Origin of the sequence: Polaromonas sp., from assembly GCF_018780625.1 — a bacterium.
Lineage (GTDB): Bacteria > Pseudomonadota > Gammaproteobacteria > Burkholderiales > Burkholderiaceae_C > Polaromonas.
The window spans coordinates 1-18,350 of the sequence record NZ_JADMJK010000252.1 but is presented as its reverse complement, the minus strand read 5'-3'; the positions used below and the strand labels follow the sequence as shown (position 1 = coordinate 18,350).

Sequence of the window (18,350 nt, the reverse complement as noted above, 5' to 3'; positions counted from 1 at the left end):
ACCAATGGAACTACGGCTCGGTGGGCAAGGGCTCGGTCGGCCACCTCGGGATGGAACTGCTCAAAAGCCGCATGCCGGGTGTGACGCCAGTGCATATTCCCTATCCCGGCAATCCGCAAATCGTCACCGCCATGCTGGGCGGCCAACTACAGATGGCGCTGATCCCGCCCGGGATCGCCATGCCGCATGTGCGGTCAGGCAAGCTCCGGGCGATTGGCCTGGTCGGCGGGCGCTCGTCGCTGGTGCCCGATGTGCCGCCACTGACCGACGCCGGTGTGCCCCCGCTCAACCTGGAGGTGTGGACGGCCCTGATCGGCCCGGCCGGCTTGTCCAAGGCAGCGCAGGCCCGCCTGGGCCAAGAGGTGCCGCGCATCCTGCGCGAAGCCGAGACGCGGCAAAAACTGTTTAACCAGGGCTGGCAGGGGGTGGGCACGTCGCCCGATGGCCTGAAGATACGCATCAAGGACGAAGCGGCCATTCTGGGCAATATCATCCAGACGCGCGGCATCAAGATCGAATAGGCCAGTGCCGGGCCACGGCCCGCCGCATGCTGCTCAGTTTTTCAAACGGCCCGGTGCATCAGGCACAGGGCAACTACACAGAAGGAAGATTGCCATGAGTTTTGTATTCGCCCCCCCCGCAACGGTTTCCGTGCCTGTTGTGGGCATGCCCGAACGCTTTCCGGTGAACCGCATTTACTGCGTGGGCCGCAACTACGAGGAGCACGCCAAGGAAATGGGTTTTACCGGCCGCGAGCCGCCTTTTTTCTTCCTGAAACCGGCTGATGCCATCGTTGCGGTTGAAGCTGGCGGCACCGGCAGCATGCCCTACCCCAGCCTGACGCAGAACCTGCACCATGAGATCGAACTGGTGGTGGCGATTGGCACCGGCGGCAAGAACATCCTGGCCGCGGACGCCCACAAGCACATCTTTGGCTACGCCGTGGGTCTGGACATGACGCGACGTGACCTGCAGGGCGAGATGAAAAAGCAGGGTCGCCCCTGGTGCATCGGCAAGGCCTTCGACCACTCCGCGCCGATTGGCCCGATCACGCCCGCCGCGCAGGCCGGCGACATCGCGCACGCCGACATCCACCTGCAGGTGAACGGCCAGGACCGCCAGCGCAGCCAGGTGTCCAAACTGATCTGGAACATCGGTGAAACCATTGAGCACCTGTCCGCCGCCTGGGAACTGCAGCCCGGCGACCTGATTTACACCGGCACGCCCGAAGGCGTGGCGGCGGTGGTGGCGGGCGACACCTTGGTGGGCGGTGTGGCGGGCCTGGAAACGCTGCGCATCAAGGTCGGCTAAATCCCGGGGCGTTGGCCTGGTCAACGCCCTGCCGGGCAAAATCCGGCAGGGTCGCAGCCCAATCGAGCAGCAGATTTTTAAATTGGGACACCGCAGGCGCGGCGTCCTCGGTGCGCCAGAGCACATAGACATCGCCATTGAGATGGCCATGTACATTGAGGTCGCTGCCAGCCACCTTTCGCGTGCGTCTTGCCGTGCCAGCGGCGCCAGCGGCCCTGGCAGGCTCAAGCAGGCTGCAAATGCCGACCGCATCGGCCCGCAGCATGGCCATGGACGCCGGCACCAAGGCCACACCCAAACCAGCGGCCACCAGGTTCAGCGCAGCGGGAACTTCCACCACCTGCTGCACAATGCGCGGCGCAAAGCCAGCCTGCACGCAGGCATCAAACAGGCGCATGGCAAAGGGCGAAGAGTCCAGCCGCAAGAACACAAAGTCTTCGTCATGCAGTTCAGCCAGACCGAGCTGGCTGCGGCTTGCCAGCCGGTGACCCGGCGGCAAGGCCACCACCACGGGGTCGCGCCAGAGCAATGCAGCGCTGATCTGCCCGTCATTGAGCGGGTTGCGCGAGACGCAAAGGTCCAGTTGCCCGTCGCGCAGCGCCTGCAAATGGTCAGACGGCTTCATCTCGTTCAGCGCCACCTCCACCTCGGGCCGCTGCAGGCGGAACTGCTGGATGAATTGGGGGAACGGCCCCAGAAAGTGGGAACCGGCCAGGCCCACCTGGACCCGCCCCTGCAGGCCGCTGGCCACGCGGGTCACATGGCTGCGCGCTTCGTCCAGCCGTGCCAGCACCGCCTGCGCGTGGGGCAAGAAGGCCTGTCCCGCCGCACTCAGGGCCACGCTGCGGCTGGTACGGTCAAACAACCTGGCGCCCAGTTCGGCCTCCAGGCTGGCGATCTGAAAACTCAAGGGCGGCTGCGAGACATGAAGCCGGCGTGCCGCGCGGGTGAAGCTGAGCTCATCGGCAAGGACCGTGAAGTATCGGATCTGGCGCAGTTCCATGGCGTGTATTTATCTTGGTTCAGTATGGATTGATCTTGATTATGTATTTGCCAGTATGAATTAAACAGCAAAGAATCGAGCCTGTCACCGCCCGCTCACCGCTCTTTCACCGCCCTCAGGAAACACACCATGCAAGCGACTGAACAACCGTCAGGCCGAAACTACCGCATCGGCCTTATCGTGCCGAGCTCCAACACCACCATGGAGACCGAGATTCCGGCCATGCTGCGGGCGCGCGAACTGATACTGCCCGAGCGCTTTACCTTTCACTCCAGCCGCATGCGCATGAAGTCCGTGACGAAGGAAGAACTGGCGGCCATGGACTGCGACTCTGATCGCTGCGCGCTGGAGCTGTCGGACGCTCGCGTGGACGCCATGGGTTACGCCTGCCTGGTGGCGATCATGAGCATGGGCAATGGCTACCACCGTGAATCCCAGCGCCGCCTGCACGACGTCACCGTGGCCAACGGCGCACCGACGCCCATCATCACCAGTGCCGGCGCGTTGGTGGAAGGCTTGCAAGCCATAGGCGCCAAACGCGTGTCCATCATTGCGCCTTATATGAAACCCCTGACCCGGCTGGTGATCGACTACATCGAAAACGAAGGCATTGAAGTGATCGACAGCATCTCGCTCGAAATTCATGACAACCTGGCCGTGGGCGCACGCGACCCGAAGGCACCCGCCGAATTGTTCAAGCAGCTCAACACCAGGGGCGCAGATGCCATCGTCGCCTCGGCCTGCGTGCAGATGCCCTCGCTGGCGTCGGTGCCCATGATCGAGGCGGTCAGCGGGCTGCCGGTGGTGTCCAGTTCGGTCTGCACCACCTACGCCCTGCTGAAAAGCCTGGGGCTTGAGCGGCGCGTGCCGGGCGCCGGCGCCTTGCTGTCCGGCCGATATTGATTGCTGATGATTCGTTGCTGATGATTAAAAAGGAGACTGACCCCATGAATACGTTGAACCAAAACACACCCTTTCGCGCCAGGCCGCTTTGCCGGCTGCTGGCAGGCGCTGCCGCCACCCTGCTGACCAGCGCGGCGCTGGCCCAAGCCTATCCCACCAAGCCGATCACGCTGATCGTGCCCAACCCACCGGGCGGTTTTGTGGACGCCTCTGCCCGCATCCTCTCCGATTCCCTGGCCAAGGTGACCAGCCAGGCGGTCGTGGTGGACAACCGGGGCGGTGGCAGCGGCAACGTGGCCTACCAGCATGTGGCCCGCGCCAACCCCGATGGCTACACCCTGCTCAACTCTTATTCGGCCTACCACGTCGGAAATCCCAACCTCACGCCCAAACTGCCGTGGGCCCAAAAAGATTTTGTGCCGGTGGCACTGATCACGGTGGCCACCAACGTCATCACGGTTCATCCCTCGGTGCCCGCCAACAATCTCGGCGAATTCATCAGCTACCTCAAGGCCAACCCCGGCAAGCTCAGCTATGCCAGCCAGGGCAATGGCTCGCTCTCCCACATCGGCACCGAAATGTTCAAGCTGCAAACCAAAACCAGCATGGTCCACATTCCGTACCGGGGCTCCGGCCCGGCGCTGCAGGACGTGCTCTCGGGTCAGGTTCAAGTGTTCATCACCACGCCCCCGTCGGTGATGGGACAGGTGCAGGTCGGCAAGCTCAAAGGCCTGGCCGTGGCCGGAAAAAGCCGCCACGTCGGCATGCCCACCGTGCCGACCACCGCAGAGGCCGGTCTGAAAGGGTTCGAACTGGAAGCCTGGGTCGGTATTTTTGCGCCGGCGGCGACACCCCCCGACGTGGTGGACAAGCTCAGCCAGCAAATCAAGGCGGCGCTCGAACTGCCGGAAACCAAGACCCGCGCCGATGGCGCCGGCGTGGAACTCCGCTATCTGCCGCCAGCAGCCCTGGACGCCCTGGTCAAGAAGGAAACCGACTTCTGGGCCAAGACCATCAAGGCAGCGGGCATCAAGGCGGAATAGGGACTGGCCAGCGCCGCCCGCGCGCGGACCCTGGTCGCGCCGGCGTGCATCGCCGCACAAAATCGCTACACTTATTTGATGCATCGCCCCCCCCTGAAACACTGCCGCGTCTGCGGGACCGCCGTGGCCTACCGTCTGCCTGACGACGGCGACACCAAAGAACGCGCGGTTTGCCCCGCCTGCCACACCGTGCATTACGAGAACCCGCTCAATGTGGTGGGCACCGTGCCGGTTTGGGGCGAAGATGGCGCGCAGGTCTTGCTGTGCAAGCGCAACATCGAGCCGCGCTGGGGCAAATGGACGCTGCCGGCCGGCTTCATGGAAATGGGCGAAACCACCGCACAAGGCGCTGCCCGCGAAACCGACGAGGAAGCCGGCGCCCAATTTGAAATGCAGGGCCTTTTTTCCATCATGAACGTGGTGCGCGTGGGGCAGGTTCATTTGTTTTACCGCGCCCAGCTGCTCAGCGCCGAATTCAACCCCGGCCATGAAACCATAGAGGCGCGTCTGTTCACCGAAGCAGAAATCCCCTGGGACGAAATCGCCTTCCATACCGTCAAGCACACGCTGGAGCGCTACTTTTCGGACCGCCGCAAAGGCAGTTTTGGCATCCACACGGTCGACATTGCCTGAGCGCCATTGCCGCGTCAATGTAAGCAAGTGCGCCAGGCACGACCAGCGTCCCTTAGAATTTGAAAAGCCCGTCGGCCGGCCCCGCAGCGCCGGCTGACCCAGCGATGGCGCCTGCAGCATCGCCTCCCGCCACCCCACACCCCGGAATTCCATGTTCAAATCCGCCTCCTTTTTCCGCATTTCCGACGACTTTGTCATGCCCCCGCTGGACGCGCTGGAGGAAGCCCTCCAGGCCGCCCGCTTCATGCCCTGCGGCGCCACCCAGCCCGAATCGAGCGGCTGGGTCCCGCCGCGCGGCAAGAAGGGCACGGTCATGGTCGAGAGCATCAACCGCCAGGTCATCCTGCAGCTGTGCACCGAGCGCCGACCGCTGCCCGCCTCCGCCGTCAAGGCCGACGTGGAGGAACGCATTGAAAAGTACAAGCAGGAAACCGGCAACGAGCGCGTACCCTCCAAAATCAAGAAAGAGTTCAAGGAAGAAGCCATCCAGAGCCTGCTGCCGCGCGCGTTCACCAAACGCTCGCAGACGACGCTGTGGATAGACCCCGTCAACAAATTTCTGGTGGTCGACTCCGGCAGCCTCTCAGGCGCCGACCGGGTGATCAGCCAGCTGGTGGAAACCCTCAGTGAAATGCCAGGCGGCGGCCCCGGCATCATGGCCAGACCGGTGCAAACCACGATGGCGGCCGGCGCTTCCATGGCGCACTGGCTGGCCAGCCGCGAAGCGCCGGTCAGCTTCACGGTCGACCGCGACTGCGAACTCAAGATGCCCGACGACCAGAAGTCGACGGTCCGCTATTCACGCCACACCCTGGAGATCGACGAAGTCGCCCAGCACATTGCGTCGGGAAAAGTGCCGACCCAGCTGGGCATGACGTGGAACGACCGCGTATCGCTGGTGCTGACCGACATGGCGCAGGTGCGCAAGATCAAGCTGCTTGACGTGGTGCTGGACGGCGTAAAGGAACGCGGCAAGGACGACGACGGCTTTGACACCGACGTGGCCATCATCACCGGCGAGTTGTCGGCGATGATTCCGGACCTGCTGGAAGCCTTGGGCGGCGAATTGGTGATCGATGGGAACGCGCCTGCGCCAACGAGCGCGCCGGTCGAGACCGTCAAGCGCAAACGCGCCGCCTGAGATCCCGGGTCAGACGCGCAGCAAGGCGTGGCCGCAACTCACACGACCATGGGCGTGGCCGCACCGTCCATGGTCAAAATCACCCCGGTGACATAGCTTGCGCAAGGAGACGCCAGGAACAAAACGGCATTGGCAATTTCTTCCGGTTGCGCCAGCCGCCCCAGGGGAATGCTCTGCGTGGCCCGGCGCAAGGCCTGCTCCACACTGATCTGCTCCAGCCTGGCCGCCGCCTCCAGCCCGGACTGCAGCCGCCCCGTGACGGTGGCGCCGGGATTCACGGCATTGACCCGAACGCCGCGCGGCCCGTAGGCGGCGGCCAGGCCCGCACTGATCAGCATGAGCGCAGCATTGGCGGCGCCCCCAGGCAAATGAATGGGGCTGGCCACCTTGCCGCCGGCACCGACCACGTTCACGATGGCGCCACGACCGCGCTGCCCCATTTTTTTGATCACCAGATCAATCATGTGGACGTAGGTGAAAAATTTGGCATTCATGGCGTCATGCCAGGCCTGCGCATTGAGTTCGTCAGGGGGCGTGCGGCGTGCCGCGCCAGCGCAATTGACCAGCACGTCGACCTCGCCGTGCAGGCGCTCGGCACCGTCAAGCGCCTGGGCGGCTTGCGCGGCGTCCTGGAGGTCGGCCGCAAACAGCCCGATGCGCCCTTGCATCCCGGGAAACTCGCTCGTCAGTTGCTGCAGGGCACCGTCCAGGTGGGCCTGACTGCGCGACACCAGGCTGACCCTGGCACCCTCCCGCAAGAAACCCGCGGCGCACGCCAGGCCGATGCCCTTGCTTCCGCCGGTGATGAGGATGTGTTGCTGCGTCAGTTGCAAGTCCATGGTCTGCCTTTACGTTCGGGGATGGCGGGGTTTAGCGGGCCTGGGGTTACTCGATGCGGATGCCGGCAGGCTTGACGACCTGTCCGTAGCGCGCCAGATCGCGCTTGATTTCGCTGCCAAACTGATCGGCGCTTCCCGGTGTTGCATCAATCCCCATCAGGCGCAGTTTCTCACGGACTGCGGGGTCATTCAGCACGGCGTTGAGCTCGGTATTGAGGCGCGTGACGATGGCCGCCGGGGTGGCGACGGGGACCAAAATTCCTACCCACGAGTTGCCGAAAAAGTCAGGAACACCACAGCCGTTCGAGCCTGGCTCGTTCATGCTGATGAAGGGGGCACCTGGACATCAACCATGAGGAGGGTATCCGGGCGGAGCTACCACAGCGCCCTCGATGTGGTGACGGCGAAGGAGTTGCGCAACGATGCCCGTCGCCTTCATTTCCTCTATGAAATCGCTCACAAACCCGAGCGCGGCAGGACTCCGTGCGGCCGGAATGCCCATGGCTTGATAGATGGTCATGAAGCTGCCCGGCAGGAGCCTGACGCCGGGAAACTGCAAGGCATCGGCCTGCAGTTGCTGCTTCACGCCGGCTGCGACTTCCAGTTGATGGTCGAGGAACGTAGGCACGACCGAAGGAGAAGTTGGTGCCCGGACGATTTGCGCATGCTTGAGCTGTCGCGTGAGGTACAAATCGTAGGCGCTACCAGCGCCAACCACCACCCTATGGGCCGCCTGGTCGACCTCTTCGTTCTTCACAATCAGCGAATGCGTAGGTACGAGATAACCCCCTTCAATCACCACGTAAGGCGGGGTAAAGCTGACCCCCTCTCCGCGCACCGGGTCAATCGCGAAAAATCCAAGGTCAGCTTGTTTTGCGCGGACAGCTTCCACAGATTTTCCGGCGCCATCGAAGTCAAGAAGTTCCGCATCGACACCCAATCGCATCGCAAGCTCCCTGGCCAAATCGACCGATATGCCGCAAAGCGCTCCCGTTGCCGGATTTTTACCGGCCAGCACGGGATTCCCGAGGTTAATGGCAACACGAAGTCTGCCCGTCGGGGCGATCTCTGACGCTATCGATGGCTTGGTCATGATGATTTTCATTAGCGACGCATTAGTTGCGTACCCGCTCAGTCTAATTGACGGCTGAATCAGCGCTTGTGCTGGTTGCCGGATGGAATTCCTGCCATATTGGCCAGCACTTCGCTGACAGAGGCGGTGTCTTGTTGGTCCAGGCCCTGCGCCATGGCGGCACTGTAAATAGGCCCACAGGCGCTAAACAGGGGCAGCGGGCAATCGACGGATTTGGCCATGTCGCCAATGACCTGCATGTCTTTTTGCCAGACCTCAACCTTCATGGTGGGCGGAGAATATTCACGGCTGATCATGAATGGCATTCGCAATCGCATCACACCGGTCCCGATCACCGGGCTATCGCCAAAAAGATCAAGAACGTCTTGCGGGTCCAGGCCCATCTTTCGTGCCAGCGTGACAGACTCGGCACACGCCACGTTGTAGATGGCCACCAAGTGATTAGCCGCAAATTTCATCTTTGTGCCATTGCCAAACACACCCACATAGGGCACGTTATCGGTAAATACCTTGAGTACGGGCTCTACCCGCTTGAACGCCTTCTTGCTGCCGCTGGCGAAGACGGTCCAGGCCCGATCCTTCAGTCGGACAGCGGTGCCACTGATCGGGCAGTCCATCACCTCGATCCCCTGCTTGTGCAAGGTCTTCATGGCATGGTGCTTATCTTCCATGGGCAGGGTACTGGTCTCAATCACAACAAGGCCGTTACCCTCCACGCGCCGTTTGGAAGCCGCAATCATCTCGACCGTTTCTATCAGGGACGCAGAAGTAGACAGGGAGACGATCAGAATGTCAGCCCCATCCGCGACGGCGGTGGCAGATTTCACCGCCTTCCCGCCTGCCGCTTTCAGGCGCAGGCGTGCAGGCGCAGATACGTCATAGCCTGTCACGCGATACCCATTCTTGATCAGCGCTTCGGCCATCGCGCCGCCCATGATTCCAAGGCCAATCACTCCTACAACGGGACTGCTCATCAAATATTTTCCTGTATTCAAAATTGGTTTCGGGAGAAACAGCAAAAATTTCCGGTCAGTCGAGCTTGATGTTGGCTGATTTCACGATGGCGCCCCATTTGGTAATTTCATCCTTGATGTAGCTCGCAAAATGCTCAGGCGTGTCAGCGACAGGAATGGCGCCCTGGTTGAGGAGCTCCTCTCCGGTATCTTTTTCCTTGAGAATTTCGACCACCTCCCGATTTAGCTTGGTCACGATTTCTTTGGACGTATTGGCTGGAGCCACGAGGCCAATCCAGGAATAAGCCTCATAACCTGGCACGCCGCTTTCTGCAATCGTAGGCACATTCGGCATTGACGAAAGTCGCTTTGCACTGCCGATTGCCAATGCATTGAGACGTCCCTGCTGAACCATTGGAAGCACGGAAGGGATGCTGCTGTATAGCATTTGCACTTGACCGGCCAGAAGGTCTGCCGTGGCGGGCCCCTGCCCTTTGTAGGGTACGTGCACCGTGTTGACCTTTGCCAGCGAGTTGAGGAGTTCGCCTGCCAGGTGCCCGGAATTTCCGTTGCCGGGTGAAGCATAGAAAAGTGTGCCTGGCTTTTCCTTCGCCAGTGCAAGCAGCTCACGCATATTTTTCGCGGGGACCGACGGGTGCGTCACAAGAAGCAGTGGGTAATTCACCATGTTGGTGATTGGCGCAAAGTCGGTGATCGGGTTATACGGAAGCTTGTCGTACAAGCTGGGATTCACGGCCATCGGCCCCGCAGCGGCAATGCCCAATGTGTATCCATCGGGGGCCGACTGTACTACTGCGGTCAGGCCAACGATGCCATTGGCACCCGCCTTGTTTTCGATGATGACCGGTTGCCCCAGGCGCACCGCCAGCTTCCTCGCCACAAAGCGCGCAATCACGTCGTTACCACCGCCTGGAGGAAAGGGCACGATCATTCGAATCGGCTTGGTGGGGTAGGCCTGCGCAAATGCATTGATCGCCACAAGACTCGTGGCAGCAACCAGGAACTTGATCGATTTGGTGAAAGCGTGCTTCGTCATACCTTGTCTCCGTTGATTTTTGGTTAATACGACCTTGCTGAAAAAACAGGCGCAGCGCAATGTCAGCAAGTCCTCTATAGGAGTATATCTATATGCCAGATGCTTTTGCTTAAGCGATAATTCCAACGCTTGAGCACCATCCTTCAATAGGCAATCCATTCGCCATGCCTACACAAACCAAACCCGCTGCATTGACGGATCGCCGACTGCCCCGCTACCTGCAGATTCGAGACGAGTTGATGCGCCGGATTTGCGCGAGGGCATGGACGACCGGACAAGCGCTCCCCTCCGAAGACAAGCTGGCGGCGGAGTTTTCCGTTTCGTTAGGGACTCTGCGAAAAGCGATGGGGGTACTCGTGGACGACGGAATGATTGAGCGTATCCACGGCCGCGGAACCTTTGTGACCCGCGCTTTCGAACGAATTTCCATGCTGCGCTTTGTCGGCTTCAGTCTTGCCACGGCACATGAGCTACCGCAGACGGCGACACTGAAAATTCAGGTTCGTCACACGCCAATTTCCGCCAGACAGAAACTCGGCCTTCAACCGCAGGACAAAATTCTCTACCTGCATAGAACCAGGTCGCTTGGTGGCGTAGTACTGCTGTCTGAACATATCTATCTGCCGCACCAAAAATTCGCCAAGCTTGAGACTTACCTGCAAAAAAACTCTCCCTCACTGCTCTATCCCGTCTACGACTCAGTTTGCGATGTGTTGATCTCGCAAGCCGCAGATGAACTTTCAGTGCGCCCGCTTCCAGATGTCGACGCCGCCCTTTTCAAGCAACCTGAAAATACTTTGGGGGTGCGAATCGAGCGCACTATGAAGGACCACAGCGGGCAGCCCATTGAATGGCGCATTTCTTACGTCACGACCGATCAATTCAAGTACGTGGTGGAAATGCGATAAACACACCACGTCACCGATTGGCGCCGGATGTCGCACGTAAAGTCCCGTCTGTATCCAGCTATAAAATTTACCCTCAAACCGAGCTTTTCACCCGCCATTACCGCAAGCCGCATGGCGAGCAGCCACATCATTGGAGCACCCTTATGACAACACTTTCCCTGGCGCAAGCCAACCTGATCATCGAATCTGCGCTCAAACGATCCAAGGAACTTGGCTATCAGCCAATGGCAGTCGTTGTTCTCGATGAAGCGGGTCACGTCAAGGCCGTACAGCGCGAAGATGGCGCCAGCATGTTCCGGGTTGACATCGCCACAGGCAAAGCTTGGGGTGCGGTCGGTATGGGTGTCTCAAGCCGGGTACTTGGCGAGCGCGCAAAGGCCAACCCAAATTTTTTCCTCTCTCTCGCTGCAACGTCCAGCGGAAAGTTCCTGCCTCAGCCCGGCGCTGTTCTGATTAAAAGTTTCGACGGGAAAATTCTGGGGTCAGTTGGCGCCAGCGGGGGCACCGGCGACGAAGATGAAGCTATTTGCGCCTATGGTGTTGAGGCTGCAGGGTTGAGCTCAAGCTAAAAGCCCGTTCACGATTTTTCCGTTCTCAACCATTGAGAGATGCGTACAAGGAGATGCGGAGCGATATCCGTGCCGGGCAGCTCGATGACTCAGAAGTGACGCCTCCTGATTCCAATACAGTGAACTGCACGGCCATGGGTGCCGGACTTATTTTTCTGCTTCATCCATTGCGCGCAAACGCCGCCACAAGGTGGCGCGGCTGATTCCAAGTTTCTCGCAGGCTTTCCGCTGATCGTCCAGCATGGAATCAAGCACGTCGCGCACGCGTTGCAGGCCTGCTGCGCGCCGCGCTTCGCGCAACAACGTCTTGCGCTGGCCGGGCGGCTGGGTACCCATAAATTCAGGAAACAACTCTGTGAACCTCGCAGGTTCAATACACGCATACCGCCCGCATCCGCAATGCGGTCGAGATACCACTGATCGTCGATGCTGACACCGGGTTTGGCAATGCAATGAACACTTACCAGGCCGTTCGCACATTAGAGCGCGCTGGCGCGGACTGCATCCAGATTGAAGACCAGGTCAGCCCAAAGCGCTGCGGCCACTTTTCAGGGAAGGAAGTCATTACGACTTCCGAAATGCTTGGCAAGATCAAGGCAGCCGTGGACGCACGCCGCGACCCTGATTTGCTCATCATGGCCCGCACTGACGCTTGCGCAGTGCATGGCTTTGAGGCGGCGATCGAGCGAGCCCAGTTGTACAGCGAAGCCGGTGCCGACATCCTGTTTGTCGAAGCCGTCACCACCGCCGAGGAAATCCGTGTGCTACCCCAGCGGCTGACTAAGCCGCAACTGATGAATATGGTGATAGGCGGCAAAAACCCCATATTTGATGCCGAAGAACTTGGCGGACTGGGTTACGGCATCGTGCTGTATGCCAACGCCGCGCTGCAGGGTGCCGTGGCGGGTATGCAGAAGGCGCTAACGGTCTTGCGGGACACGCAGCGCATCGATGAAGACTCTGGTTTGGTTGTATCGTTTGCCGAGCGCCAGCGGCTTGTCGGCAAGCCACATTGGGATGCGATTGAAAAAAATACCAGTGAGGCGCTTGTTAGGCGGCCACTGGCGCTTGGGCCCAAACTGCGTCGGCGCCGACATCGGATGTCATTCCGCTGGATTTACACCGGGAAGAAACTCAATCCCGGTGCGTCTGACCAGTTCGCCATAGCTGATAGGCCGTGAGGCCCGGGTCGCGTTGTCATTGAGATTCCAGTGCGCCCATGCCCTGTTTTTATCCTGGTCATAAACGAGCTTGAACAGATACCTGGGCACTCGCACGTGACCCGGACCGATGCCCGGGCTTTGGACGATGCTAGGCGCAAAGACAGGGCCGGTGATGACGTATACATTACCGCTCGCTCTGCCCGCGTATTTTTTGGTTGCGGCCTCGACGGAGGTTCTCCACGTGCCCTGATTGTGTTTTGGCGCCTGGGGCACCATGTTGGCAAGGGAAAAGCTCTGGGCCATCGACTGCGCCGTGGGCATGTCGCCGGCAGGGGCCAGATGCCCACGGTCAAAACCACTGCTTTTGTAATCGGCCAGTGTCGCGCGCTCGGCAGACCGCAGCCGCGCATCTGCAAAAAATCTGTCGGTTCGTTCCTCGTCGGCATCGGCGACCGAGGCCCGATTGAGCTTTTCTGCGACAAACACGGCGGTTTTACTGTCGCCGGAATGCAGGATGGCAAAGGCGTCATAGCACAGCGCACGGTTGGTAGGCCTGGGCGCGACCACAGGCGGCTTTCCGTTCACAAAGAAATTCCGGCAGGCTGAAAAATAGTCAGTGGCATAGCCCGGGCGCGACACAGACACAGACTCGGACGGGGCCGCAGTTGTACCCGAATACTCGCGCGCCGCTGTGCCCAGCCCCCTGAGCAGGGCTTCCAGGCCAATGCTGGCCGCCACCAACTCGCGACCAGCGGGGAGTTCGGTGCATGAATAACAGGACAGACCAAGGACCAGTACCAGCAGTGTGGAAATCAGGTGGGGTTTGTGACGGATGCGGGAACTCGGGGGTGATTTTCGTTTTTTCATCATTGAACGGGAGGCACAGGCATGAACGAGCCGATGCCTTCAAAAATGGGGGTTACGTGAAAGCGCTCCGGGGAGCGGGACTTTGCAGGAGACAGAAATGGCCTTACTGAACAACACCAGCGATAAGGTGAATGGCCTGTTTCAGGGCGAACTCACTGACCAATACAAGTCTGTTGATGAGCGCCAAAATTTCTGTGCGTGGAGCGCGGAAAGCCCTTGCCATGGCCACAATGAATCGGCGCCAGGATTTCGGAATGCGAACTACACGTTGACCAGTGCAGACGTTCGCACCACTTTCAAGACAGGGCCTGCATGGCTTTTCCGAACGTGATGCCCAGCCGGTATCCCAGCAAAGCATGGGCTGCCTGCTCGCGTGTGACGCCACCCATTTCAATCTGCCGGGTGTAAGCCCTAACCTCTGCCTGAAGCCGGAATTTTCGGGAAGCGAGATAAAGCAGCACCCATAACGGCGTGATCCACGCTTGTTCGCGGTAATGCACCATCTCGTGTTCGATCAAGGCGATGTTGCTGCGCTGCGCTGGCCGCACAAAAATAAACGGCCACAGTGAGAGGGCTGAGAACCCCTTTGGAACGAGGTGTGTCGCAACGATCATAGGCACGGGTAGGTATTCGATCTTGCTGAAATGGAAACCCAGCGCATGGCCAGTATTGAAAATCGCCAAGCAATTACGGCAGTGGTGTAATTTGGATATCACACCCAGACAAAAAGAAAGGACTTCATGTCTTTGACGCTGGTCCCGCTCTACAGGCAGAAATCGGAAACAAAAAAGCGCTCTGGTCAGCGACAAGAGCGCTTTAATCAATATTTGGTTGCGCGGGCAAGATTTGAACTTACGACCTTTGGGTTATGAGCCCAACGAGCTACCAGGCTGCTCCACCGCGCGTCAAGAAAGTGACTATAGCACCTGCCAAGGCACAATCATGTTTTTCGTGGCGTTGAAATGTAAGGCTTGGTCAGCAAGGCCCCGACGACAGATTGAATCGGCTGATTTCAAAATGCGCAAGGGGTGGAGATCGATGTAAATATTTTGATGAGTGCTGTCGCATGGATAGGCATGGAAAAGCATTGAAACCCGTCCCCTTCAAACCCATTTCGTTATACACAACTCCCTGCCGCCTGAAGCTCGCGTGAGAACCTGACGCCAGCGGCGAAGTCCAGAATGCGCTGCATGCCCAGCCAGATGGTTTTCACGCCCGGCTCGCCATCGCCCGTGCGCCAGAAAGCCTCCCAGCCGGGCAACCAGGCGCACCACCTCGCTGAGCGTGGGCGGCGTGTCCGGGGGGCTCCTTTGCTTCAGGATGAACGCGGCCTTCCACTCATCGGGCTCGAACATGAGCTGCGCGTTCAACTCCGGGCAGGTGCGCCCCAGGCGCATAAGGCGCGCGATGCGCCAGGCCACCACCATGGACAGCACCAGCGCCCGCTCAATCTTCTCGATGCTTCCGAGCTCCGGGTATCCGGCTTACGCCGCCATGTCACTGGCGAGGTCAGCTGTCCAGAGGCGCCAGGAAGGAATTGCGCTGCCAGCCCGGCAGCAGGCCGAGGTCCTTGCCATCGATTCCCTCCTGGCTGCTTTTGGAAGCTTGCGCCATTGCAGGGCTGTAGGTATCCGGCGTCAAGGACGTGAATTCGCCCTCGCGGAAACGGCGCTGCCGGTTCAGCGCCGTGCTCAGCTTCAGCCGGGCTTCAGCCAGCAGAGCTTCTTCAAATTCCCGATAACGGCCTTCGCGAGGCTTGATTTGCGCTGCCGGTTCGTCCAAAACGGCTTCACCCAAAAAATCGCTGCGAATCTCGGCGATTGTCGGCAGGCTGAGCGGCCTGAGGACGCGATAAGCGACGCCGCACTTGACCAACAACGCTTGCTTGAGTTGGCAGTTTGCGCTTGCCAGGCCGTTGACCCCGATCACATCCACGCAACCCACGACACGTCCGTCCGGCGCGCTGACGGTAAAAGTGCAGTACACCCCGTTCAGCAATTTGTACAGGTTCTCACGCTGCTCGCCCGCAAGAGGATGGGTAAAGCGTGTAACCGGAATTTTGATGTTGACCTGATGCATGGGAAAGGTCTGGCACATCCAGTGCCAGACTTGGGACTCCTCGGAGTTGACCAACGGGCGCCTGGCCAGCGGCCAGTTGGCGGGAATCGATTGCCGAATATGCACGGCACGGCGGGCAAGCCACGCATAGAACAATGCGCCAATGACCACCAGGCCAAGAGTACAGAGCACTGCCATCCAGATATAGCCGCTTAATGTGTTCATTTTCCGGTCCCGGCTTCAAAAATTCGATGTGCAGACCTAAAAATCTACACATCTAACTTTTAACTACAAATAAATTCGTAACTAATTATGACTTCAAGGAGGCTTATTTCTGCTGTTTTTATTGTCGAGCCAGGTAGGCGTCGATGCCCGCCATGACCACCTTGTTTGCCACCCATTGCCGGAGGTTTTGAAAGATGAATCTGGTGCGAAATTTTATAAAATTTATTGATTTATTGAAAATACCAACTGAAAGCTGCCGGGGGCTCGAGTTGCTTGAAAAGCAATCAGTTTGCTATACAAACAATAGCTACCATCCATTTATAAATATAGCTATTATTGACTTTTTGCTGTTTTTATAAAGTAGCTCATCAAAGGATTTTCGAGTATTCAAACGGACGCATTCCAAGCTTTTGCCTCAATGAATGAGCATGAGAAATCGCGGCCTGTCATGCCATTTATAAAATCCGGGACCGATTCGGCAGCCTGAAAAATCGGAATTACTTCACGAAATTGACGCATGACTTCACCTATTAAACATCCCTCAAATTAGGTATGTTTTATTGCGCTAAATATGTTACATATTGTGTTTTGATTTATTTTCACTTTCCGATCTTCGTTGAAGCCAGAATTAAACATGGCATGTACCCTTTTTAGTAAGCAATCCAGAGGCAAGCCCATGCATCGACAAAGCCATTTGTCGCGCAGCAGCCGGCATGAAACGATAAGGCCTGCCGGGTTTTGGTAGAAGCCGGTTTTAATGCGGAAAACCGCCGCGCAGCAGGCGCACCGGTTCGCCGTCCATGCGCCGGACCAGCCCGTCCATGCCATCGGCCGAAGGGGCCATGGAACGCTGACCGGGCATAGATGTGGCGGTCTAATTTAAAAAGACACAACGATAGGTTTATTCAAACCTGTATGGACCGGAAACATACGAAACAGGTGTGCGAGGACATAGTAAACACTTCACCTGCGCAAGTCGCGCAAGGAGAAGTCCATGCCCTGGACACCGAGAGCTCTGATGGATATCAAACGAGAATTTGTAGAACTGGCGAGCCAGGAGGGGCCAACCGGCGCGAGTTGTGCCGACGCTTTGGTATAAGCCCCAAGGCCGGCTACGCGTTGCTGGCACGGTTCGCGCAGTAAGGCTGTGGCGGCGAAAGTGCTGGCGTGACGGATGGCCCTGAAGTAGCTGCAAGTGATGATGACGGCGATTCAGACGACGGCGACCCCGACCGAAGAAGCTCACTCAAAAAACCATTTCCCAGCGGTAAACACCGCAACGCCACTGCAACGGCTGGCGCTCTTCCCTCTCCCCAAAATCCAGATATAGCCCTGTGGCGACTGCCCACGGTGTTAGCGCACGTTCCCGTTAGCCGATCCCATTGGTGGGCTGGCGTGGCGTCGGGCCGCTACCCCGCACCCGGTTGGTCGATGTCAACTATCCTGACCGCTCGGCGACAACTATCCTGGCCGGTGGAAGCGGGGAATGATGGCCGTAGCGGGCGTGTGCCACAACCGCCACGAACACCACGGCGGCCAAGCCGAGCCGCAGGCGACGGCTGATCCAGCACGATGCGCAAGCGAGCCGACAGAGCAAACGCTCAAGGTGGACATACGGATTTGGCGCAAGCTGGGCTACCTGATTGACGGGCAATCATTCGCTTGGCAATGGTCACGCGGCGGCGAAGTAACGGCCAATATCGGCGTATCGGTGAGTAACGACTTCATCCGGCTCGGCTACGCGGTGCAAGGCACAGACGCATCACAGACCATCCAGACGACCATGACGCCGTGCCGCTACGGGGGCGCTAGGACGTGGTTTCAGTGTCCGGTGTGCTGTGGCCGCGCTACAGTGCTGTTCATGCGCGCCGGGCGCTTTGCCTGCCGTCAGTGCCAGCGGGTCAGCTACACCTCGCAGAGCGGATCGGCGCATGACCGGGCAAACTTCCGATACCACCAGCTTGACGCGCTCATCAAGGCCGGTAAACCGAAGTGGCAACGCTCGGCGACCTTTGAACGGCTGGAAGATCGTTTTGAGCGCGTCAATGAACAGGTCAACCGCTCGCTGATGACGTTGATTCAACGGTTGCAGGCGGGAAGATAGGCCGGGCAGGGGCGGCTGCAAAGTCTGGCGTATTGGCAGAACGGAAACCTCCTGTTAACCCACGCGCAGAAAATACCGCCCATTTGAATCAATTCAAAATCAGCAAATTCCGATTCCCGCAGGGCATCGAATAACACCCGCAAACCCTCATGGATGCTAGGTTCTGGCCGATGATCTTTGCAAAGTACCGCCAAAAGTACCGACGAAAAGAAAAGTGACCCGGCTTTTTTTCTTCAGGGGTGGCGAAGCGCAATGTTTCAAGTGACCAATTCGACCACCAGACCCCGCTCGACGACACGCTGATAACTAATTTCTGATGGTCAGCAATTCCAGCGGTGTGGCTAAAGGTGTGGCTAAATTTCCATGGAACACCCAGAAACGACAAAGGGGTTAGCAGGCACTTACCAGCTAACCCCCGTATCTATTGGTCGGTGTGAAAGGATTCGAACCTTCGACCCCTTGCACCCCATGCAAGTGCGC

The 18,350-nt window shown here is 59.0% G+C and carries 19 protein-coding genes, 1 tRNA gene and 3 pseudogenes; 11 read left to right on the top strand and 12 right to left on the bottom strand.

Annotation, left to right across the window (positions count from 1 at the left end; all coding sequences use genetic code 11):
* On the top strand, positions 1 to 521 hold a 521-nt coding region (locus IV091_RS17980; protein ID WP_293470783.1), incomplete at its 5' end, for a tripartite tricarboxylate transporter substrate-binding protein.
* Between the two features lie 94 nt (positions 522 to 615).
* Positions 616 to 1,311 carry a fumarylacetoacetate hydrolase family protein gene (locus IV091_RS17975; protein ID WP_293470781.1) on the top strand — a complete coding sequence of 232 codons (696 nt, stop codon included), beginning with the start codon at positions 616 to 618 and terminating at the stop codon, positions 1,309 to 1,311.
* Here IV091_RS17975 and IV091_RS17970 read toward each other — a convergent pair.
* Positions 1,298 to 2,314, bottom strand: a complete 1,017-nt coding sequence (locus IV091_RS17970) for a LysR substrate-binding domain-containing protein (RefSeq protein WP_293470779.1) — start codon at positions 2,312 to 2,314, stop codon at positions 1,298 to 1,300. The two genes, IV091_RS17975 and IV091_RS17970, sit on opposite strands and share 14 nt — an antisense overlap.
* A gap of 129 nt (positions 2,315 to 2,443) precedes the next feature.
* Here IV091_RS17970 and IV091_RS17965 point away from each other — a divergent pair, with 129 nt between their 5' ends.
* The 4 genes from IV091_RS17965 to IV091_RS17950 all read left to right on the top strand — a co-directional run bounded on the left by IV091_RS17965 (position 2,444) and on the right by IV091_RS17950 (position 6,034).
* Positions 2,444 to 3,217, top strand: coding sequence for an Asp/Glu racemase (locus IV091_RS17965; protein WP_293470777.1), 774 nt, complete (start codon positions 2,444 to 2,446; stop codon positions 3,215 to 3,217).
* 44 nt (positions 3,218 to 3,261) lie between these two features.
* The gene (locus IV091_RS17960) at positions 3,262 to 4,260 is read left to right on the top strand and encodes a tripartite tricarboxylate transporter substrate binding protein (RefSeq protein WP_293470775.1); all 999 of its coding nucleotides are present in this window, start codon (positions 3,262 to 3,264) and stop codon (positions 4,258 to 4,260) included.
* Positions 4,261 to 4,338: 78 nt separating this feature from the next.
* A complete protein-coding gene (locus IV091_RS17955; protein ID WP_293470773.1) occupies positions 4,339 to 4,893 on the top strand; it encodes an NUDIX hydrolase in 555 nt (184 codons plus the stop codon).
* A gap of 151 nt (positions 4,894 to 5,044) precedes the next feature.
* Positions 5,045 to 6,034: a recombination-associated protein RdgC gene (locus tag IV091_RS17950; RefSeq protein WP_293470771.1), complete on the top strand. Its 990-nt coding sequence runs from the start codon at positions 5,045 to 5,047 to the stop codon at positions 6,032 to 6,034.
* Positions 6,035 to 6,072: 38 nt separating this feature from the next.
* Here IV091_RS17950 and IV091_RS17945 read toward each other — a convergent pair whose 3' ends face one another.
* Genes IV091_RS17945 through IV091_RS17925 form a run of 5 tightly spaced genes read right to left on the bottom strand, consistent with a single transcriptional unit; the run spans position 6,073 to position 9,976 of the window.
* Positions 6,073 to 6,873, bottom strand: coding sequence for an SDR family oxidoreductase (locus IV091_RS17945; RefSeq protein ID WP_293470770.1), 801 nt, complete (start codon positions 6,871 to 6,873; stop codon positions 6,073 to 6,075).
* Positions 6,874 to 6,919: 46 nt separating this feature from the next.
* Positions 6,920 to 7,195: a tripartite tricarboxylate transporter substrate-binding protein gene (locus IV091_RS17940; RefSeq protein WP_293470768.1), complete on the bottom strand. Its 276-nt coding sequence runs from the start codon at positions 7,193 to 7,195 to the stop codon at positions 6,920 to 6,922.
* Between the two features lie 24 nt (positions 7,196 to 7,219).
* Positions 7,220 to 7,978, bottom strand: a complete 759-nt coding sequence (locus IV091_RS17935) for an ABC transporter substrate-binding protein (RefSeq protein ID WP_293470767.1) — start codon at positions 7,976 to 7,978, stop codon at positions 7,220 to 7,222.
* Between the two features lie 47 nt (positions 7,979 to 8,025).
* Positions 8,026 to 8,940 carry an NAD(P)-dependent oxidoreductase gene (locus IV091_RS17930; RefSeq protein ID WP_293470765.1) on the bottom strand — a complete coding sequence of 305 codons (915 nt, stop codon included), beginning with the start codon at positions 8,938 to 8,940 and terminating at the stop codon, positions 8,026 to 8,028.
* A gap of 55 nt (positions 8,941 to 8,995) precedes the next feature.
* Complete coding sequence (locus IV091_RS17925; RefSeq protein WP_293470763.1) at positions 8,996 to 9,976, bottom strand: tripartite tricarboxylate transporter substrate binding protein; 981 nt, start codon at positions 9,974 to 9,976, stop codon at positions 8,996 to 8,998.
* Positions 9,977 to 10,140: 164 nt separating this feature from the next.
* On the opposite strand from IV091_RS17925, the gene IV091_RS17920 reads away from it, so the two are divergent.
* Together IV091_RS17920 and IV091_RS17915 are read left to right on the top strand one after the other, a co-directional pair.
* A complete protein-coding gene (locus tag IV091_RS17920) occupies positions 10,141 to 10,884 on the top strand; it encodes a GntR family transcriptional regulator (RefSeq protein ID WP_293470761.1) in 744 nt (247 codons plus the stop codon).
* 143 nt (positions 10,885 to 11,027) lie between these two features.
* Complete coding sequence (locus IV091_RS17915; RefSeq protein WP_293470759.1) at positions 11,028 to 11,453, top strand: heme-binding protein; 426 nt, start codon at positions 11,028 to 11,030, stop codon at positions 11,451 to 11,453.
* Between the two features lie 147 nt (positions 11,454 to 11,600).
* On the opposite strand, the gene IV091_RS17910 is transcribed toward IV091_RS17915, so the two are convergent.
* A complete protein-coding gene (locus tag IV091_RS17910; protein ID WP_293470757.1) occupies positions 11,601 to 11,789 on the bottom strand; it encodes a helix-turn-helix domain-containing protein in 189 nt (62 codons plus the stop codon).
* Between the two features lie 44 nt (positions 11,790 to 11,833).
* On the opposite strand from IV091_RS17910, the pseudogene IV091_RS17905 reads away from it, so the two are divergent.
* Positions 11,834 to 12,493, top strand: a pseudogene (locus IV091_RS17905) (isocitrate lyase/PEP mutase family protein); the annotation flags it as partial.
* A gap of 63 nt (positions 12,494 to 12,556) precedes the next feature.
* On the opposite strand, the gene IV091_RS17900 reads toward IV091_RS17905, so the two are convergent.
* The 5 genes and pseudogenes from IV091_RS17900 to IV091_RS17880 form a co-directional block, all read right to left on the bottom strand.
* Entirely contained in the window at positions 12,557 to 13,201 is a 645-nt protein-coding gene (locus tag IV091_RS17900; protein WP_366807022.1) for a DNA/RNA non-specific endonuclease, read from the bottom strand.
* Between the two features lie 578 nt (positions 13,202 to 13,779).
* The gene (locus IV091_RS17895; RefSeq protein WP_293470755.1) at positions 13,780 to 14,166 is read right to left on the bottom strand and encodes a hypothetical protein; all 387 of its coding nucleotides are present in this window, start codon (positions 14,164 to 14,166) and stop codon (positions 13,780 to 13,782) included.
* A 145-nt stretch (positions 14,167 to 14,311) separates the two neighbouring features.
* Positions 14,312 to 14,388 (bottom strand) — tRNA-Met (locus IV091_RS17890).
* 212 nt (positions 14,389 to 14,600) lie between these two features.
* Positions 14,601 to 14,955: pseudogene (locus tag IV091_RS17885) on the bottom strand (IS4 family transposase); the annotation flags it as partial.
* 37 nt (positions 14,956 to 14,992) lie between these two features.
* Complete coding sequence (locus tag IV091_RS17880) at positions 14,993 to 15,766, bottom strand: hypothetical protein (RefSeq protein WP_293470754.1); 774 nt, start codon at positions 15,764 to 15,766, stop codon at positions 14,993 to 14,995.
* A 994-nt stretch (positions 15,767 to 16,760) separates the two neighbouring features.
* Here IV091_RS17880 and IV091_RS17875 point away from each other — a divergent pair.
* A pseudogene (locus IV091_RS17875) lies at positions 16,761 to 16,900 on the top strand (helix-turn-helix domain-containing protein); the annotation flags it as partial.
* 352 nt (positions 16,901 to 17,252) lie between these two features.
* Entirely contained in the window at positions 17,253 to 17,870 is a 618-nt protein-coding gene (locus IV091_RS17870; RefSeq protein ID WP_293470752.1) for a hypothetical protein, read from the top strand.
* Positions 17,871 to 18,350 lie beyond the last annotated feature (480 nt).

Bases quoted from the DNA above. Each gene is read 5' to 3' on its own strand.
- IV091_RS17970 (WP_293470779.1), bottom strand. From the start codon at position 2,314: ATGGAACTGCGCCAGATCCGATACTTCACGGTCCTTGCCGATGAGCTC.
- IV091_RS17920 (WP_293470761.1), top strand. From the start codon at position 10,141: ATGCCTACACAAACCAAACCCGCTGCATTGACGGATCGCCGACTGCCC.
- IV091_RS17955 (WP_293470773.1), top strand. From the start codon at position 4,339: ATGCATCGCCCCCCCCTGAAACACTGCCGCGTCTGCGGGACCGCCGTG.
- IV091_RS17940 (WP_293470768.1), bottom strand. From the start codon at position 7,195: ATGAACGAGCCAGGCTCGAACGGCTGTGGTGTTCCTGACTTTTTCGGC.
- IV091_RS17870 (WP_293470752.1), top strand. From the start codon at position 17,253: ATGATGGCCGTAGCGGGCGTGTGCCACAACCGCCACGAACACCACGGC.
- IV091_RS17950 (WP_293470771.1), top strand. From the start codon at position 5,045: ATGTTCAAATCCGCCTCCTTTTTCCGCATTTCCGACGACTTTGTCATG.
- IV091_RS17880 (WP_293470754.1), bottom strand. From the start codon at position 15,766: ATGAACACATTAAGCGGCTATATCTGGATGGCAGTGCTCTGTACTCTT.
- IV091_RS17975 (WP_293470781.1), top strand. From the start codon at position 616: ATGAGTTTTGTATTCGCCCCCCCCGCAACGGTTTCCGTGCCTGTTGTG.
- IV091_RS17945 (WP_293470770.1), bottom strand. From the start codon at position 6,873: ATGGACTTGCAACTGACGCAGCAACACATCCTCATCACCGGCGGAAGC.
- IV091_RS17930 (WP_293470765.1), bottom strand. From the start codon at position 8,940: ATGAGCAGTCCCGTTGTAGGAGTGATTGGCCTTGGAATCATGGGCGGC.
- IV091_RS17965 (WP_293470777.1), top strand. From the start codon at position 2,444: ATGCAAGCGACTGAACAACCGTCAGGCCGAAACTACCGCATCGGCCTT.
- IV091_RS17925 (WP_293470763.1), bottom strand. From the start codon at position 9,976: ATGACGAAGCACGCTTTCACCAAATCGATCAAGTTCCTGGTTGCTGCC.
- IV091_RS17960 (WP_293470775.1), top strand. From the start codon at position 3,262: ATGAATACGTTGAACCAAAACACACCCTTTCGCGCCAGGCCGCTTTGC.
- IV091_RS17910 (WP_293470757.1), bottom strand. From the start codon at position 11,789: ATGGGTACCCAGCCGCCCGGCCAGCGCAAGACGTTGTTGCGCGAAGCG.
- IV091_RS17915 (WP_293470759.1), top strand. From the start codon at position 11,028: ATGACAACACTTTCCCTGGCGCAAGCCAACCTGATCATCGAATCTGCG.
- IV091_RS17935 (WP_293470767.1), bottom strand. From the start codon at position 7,978: ATGAAAATCATCATGACCAAGCCATCGATAGCGTCAGAGATCGCCCCG.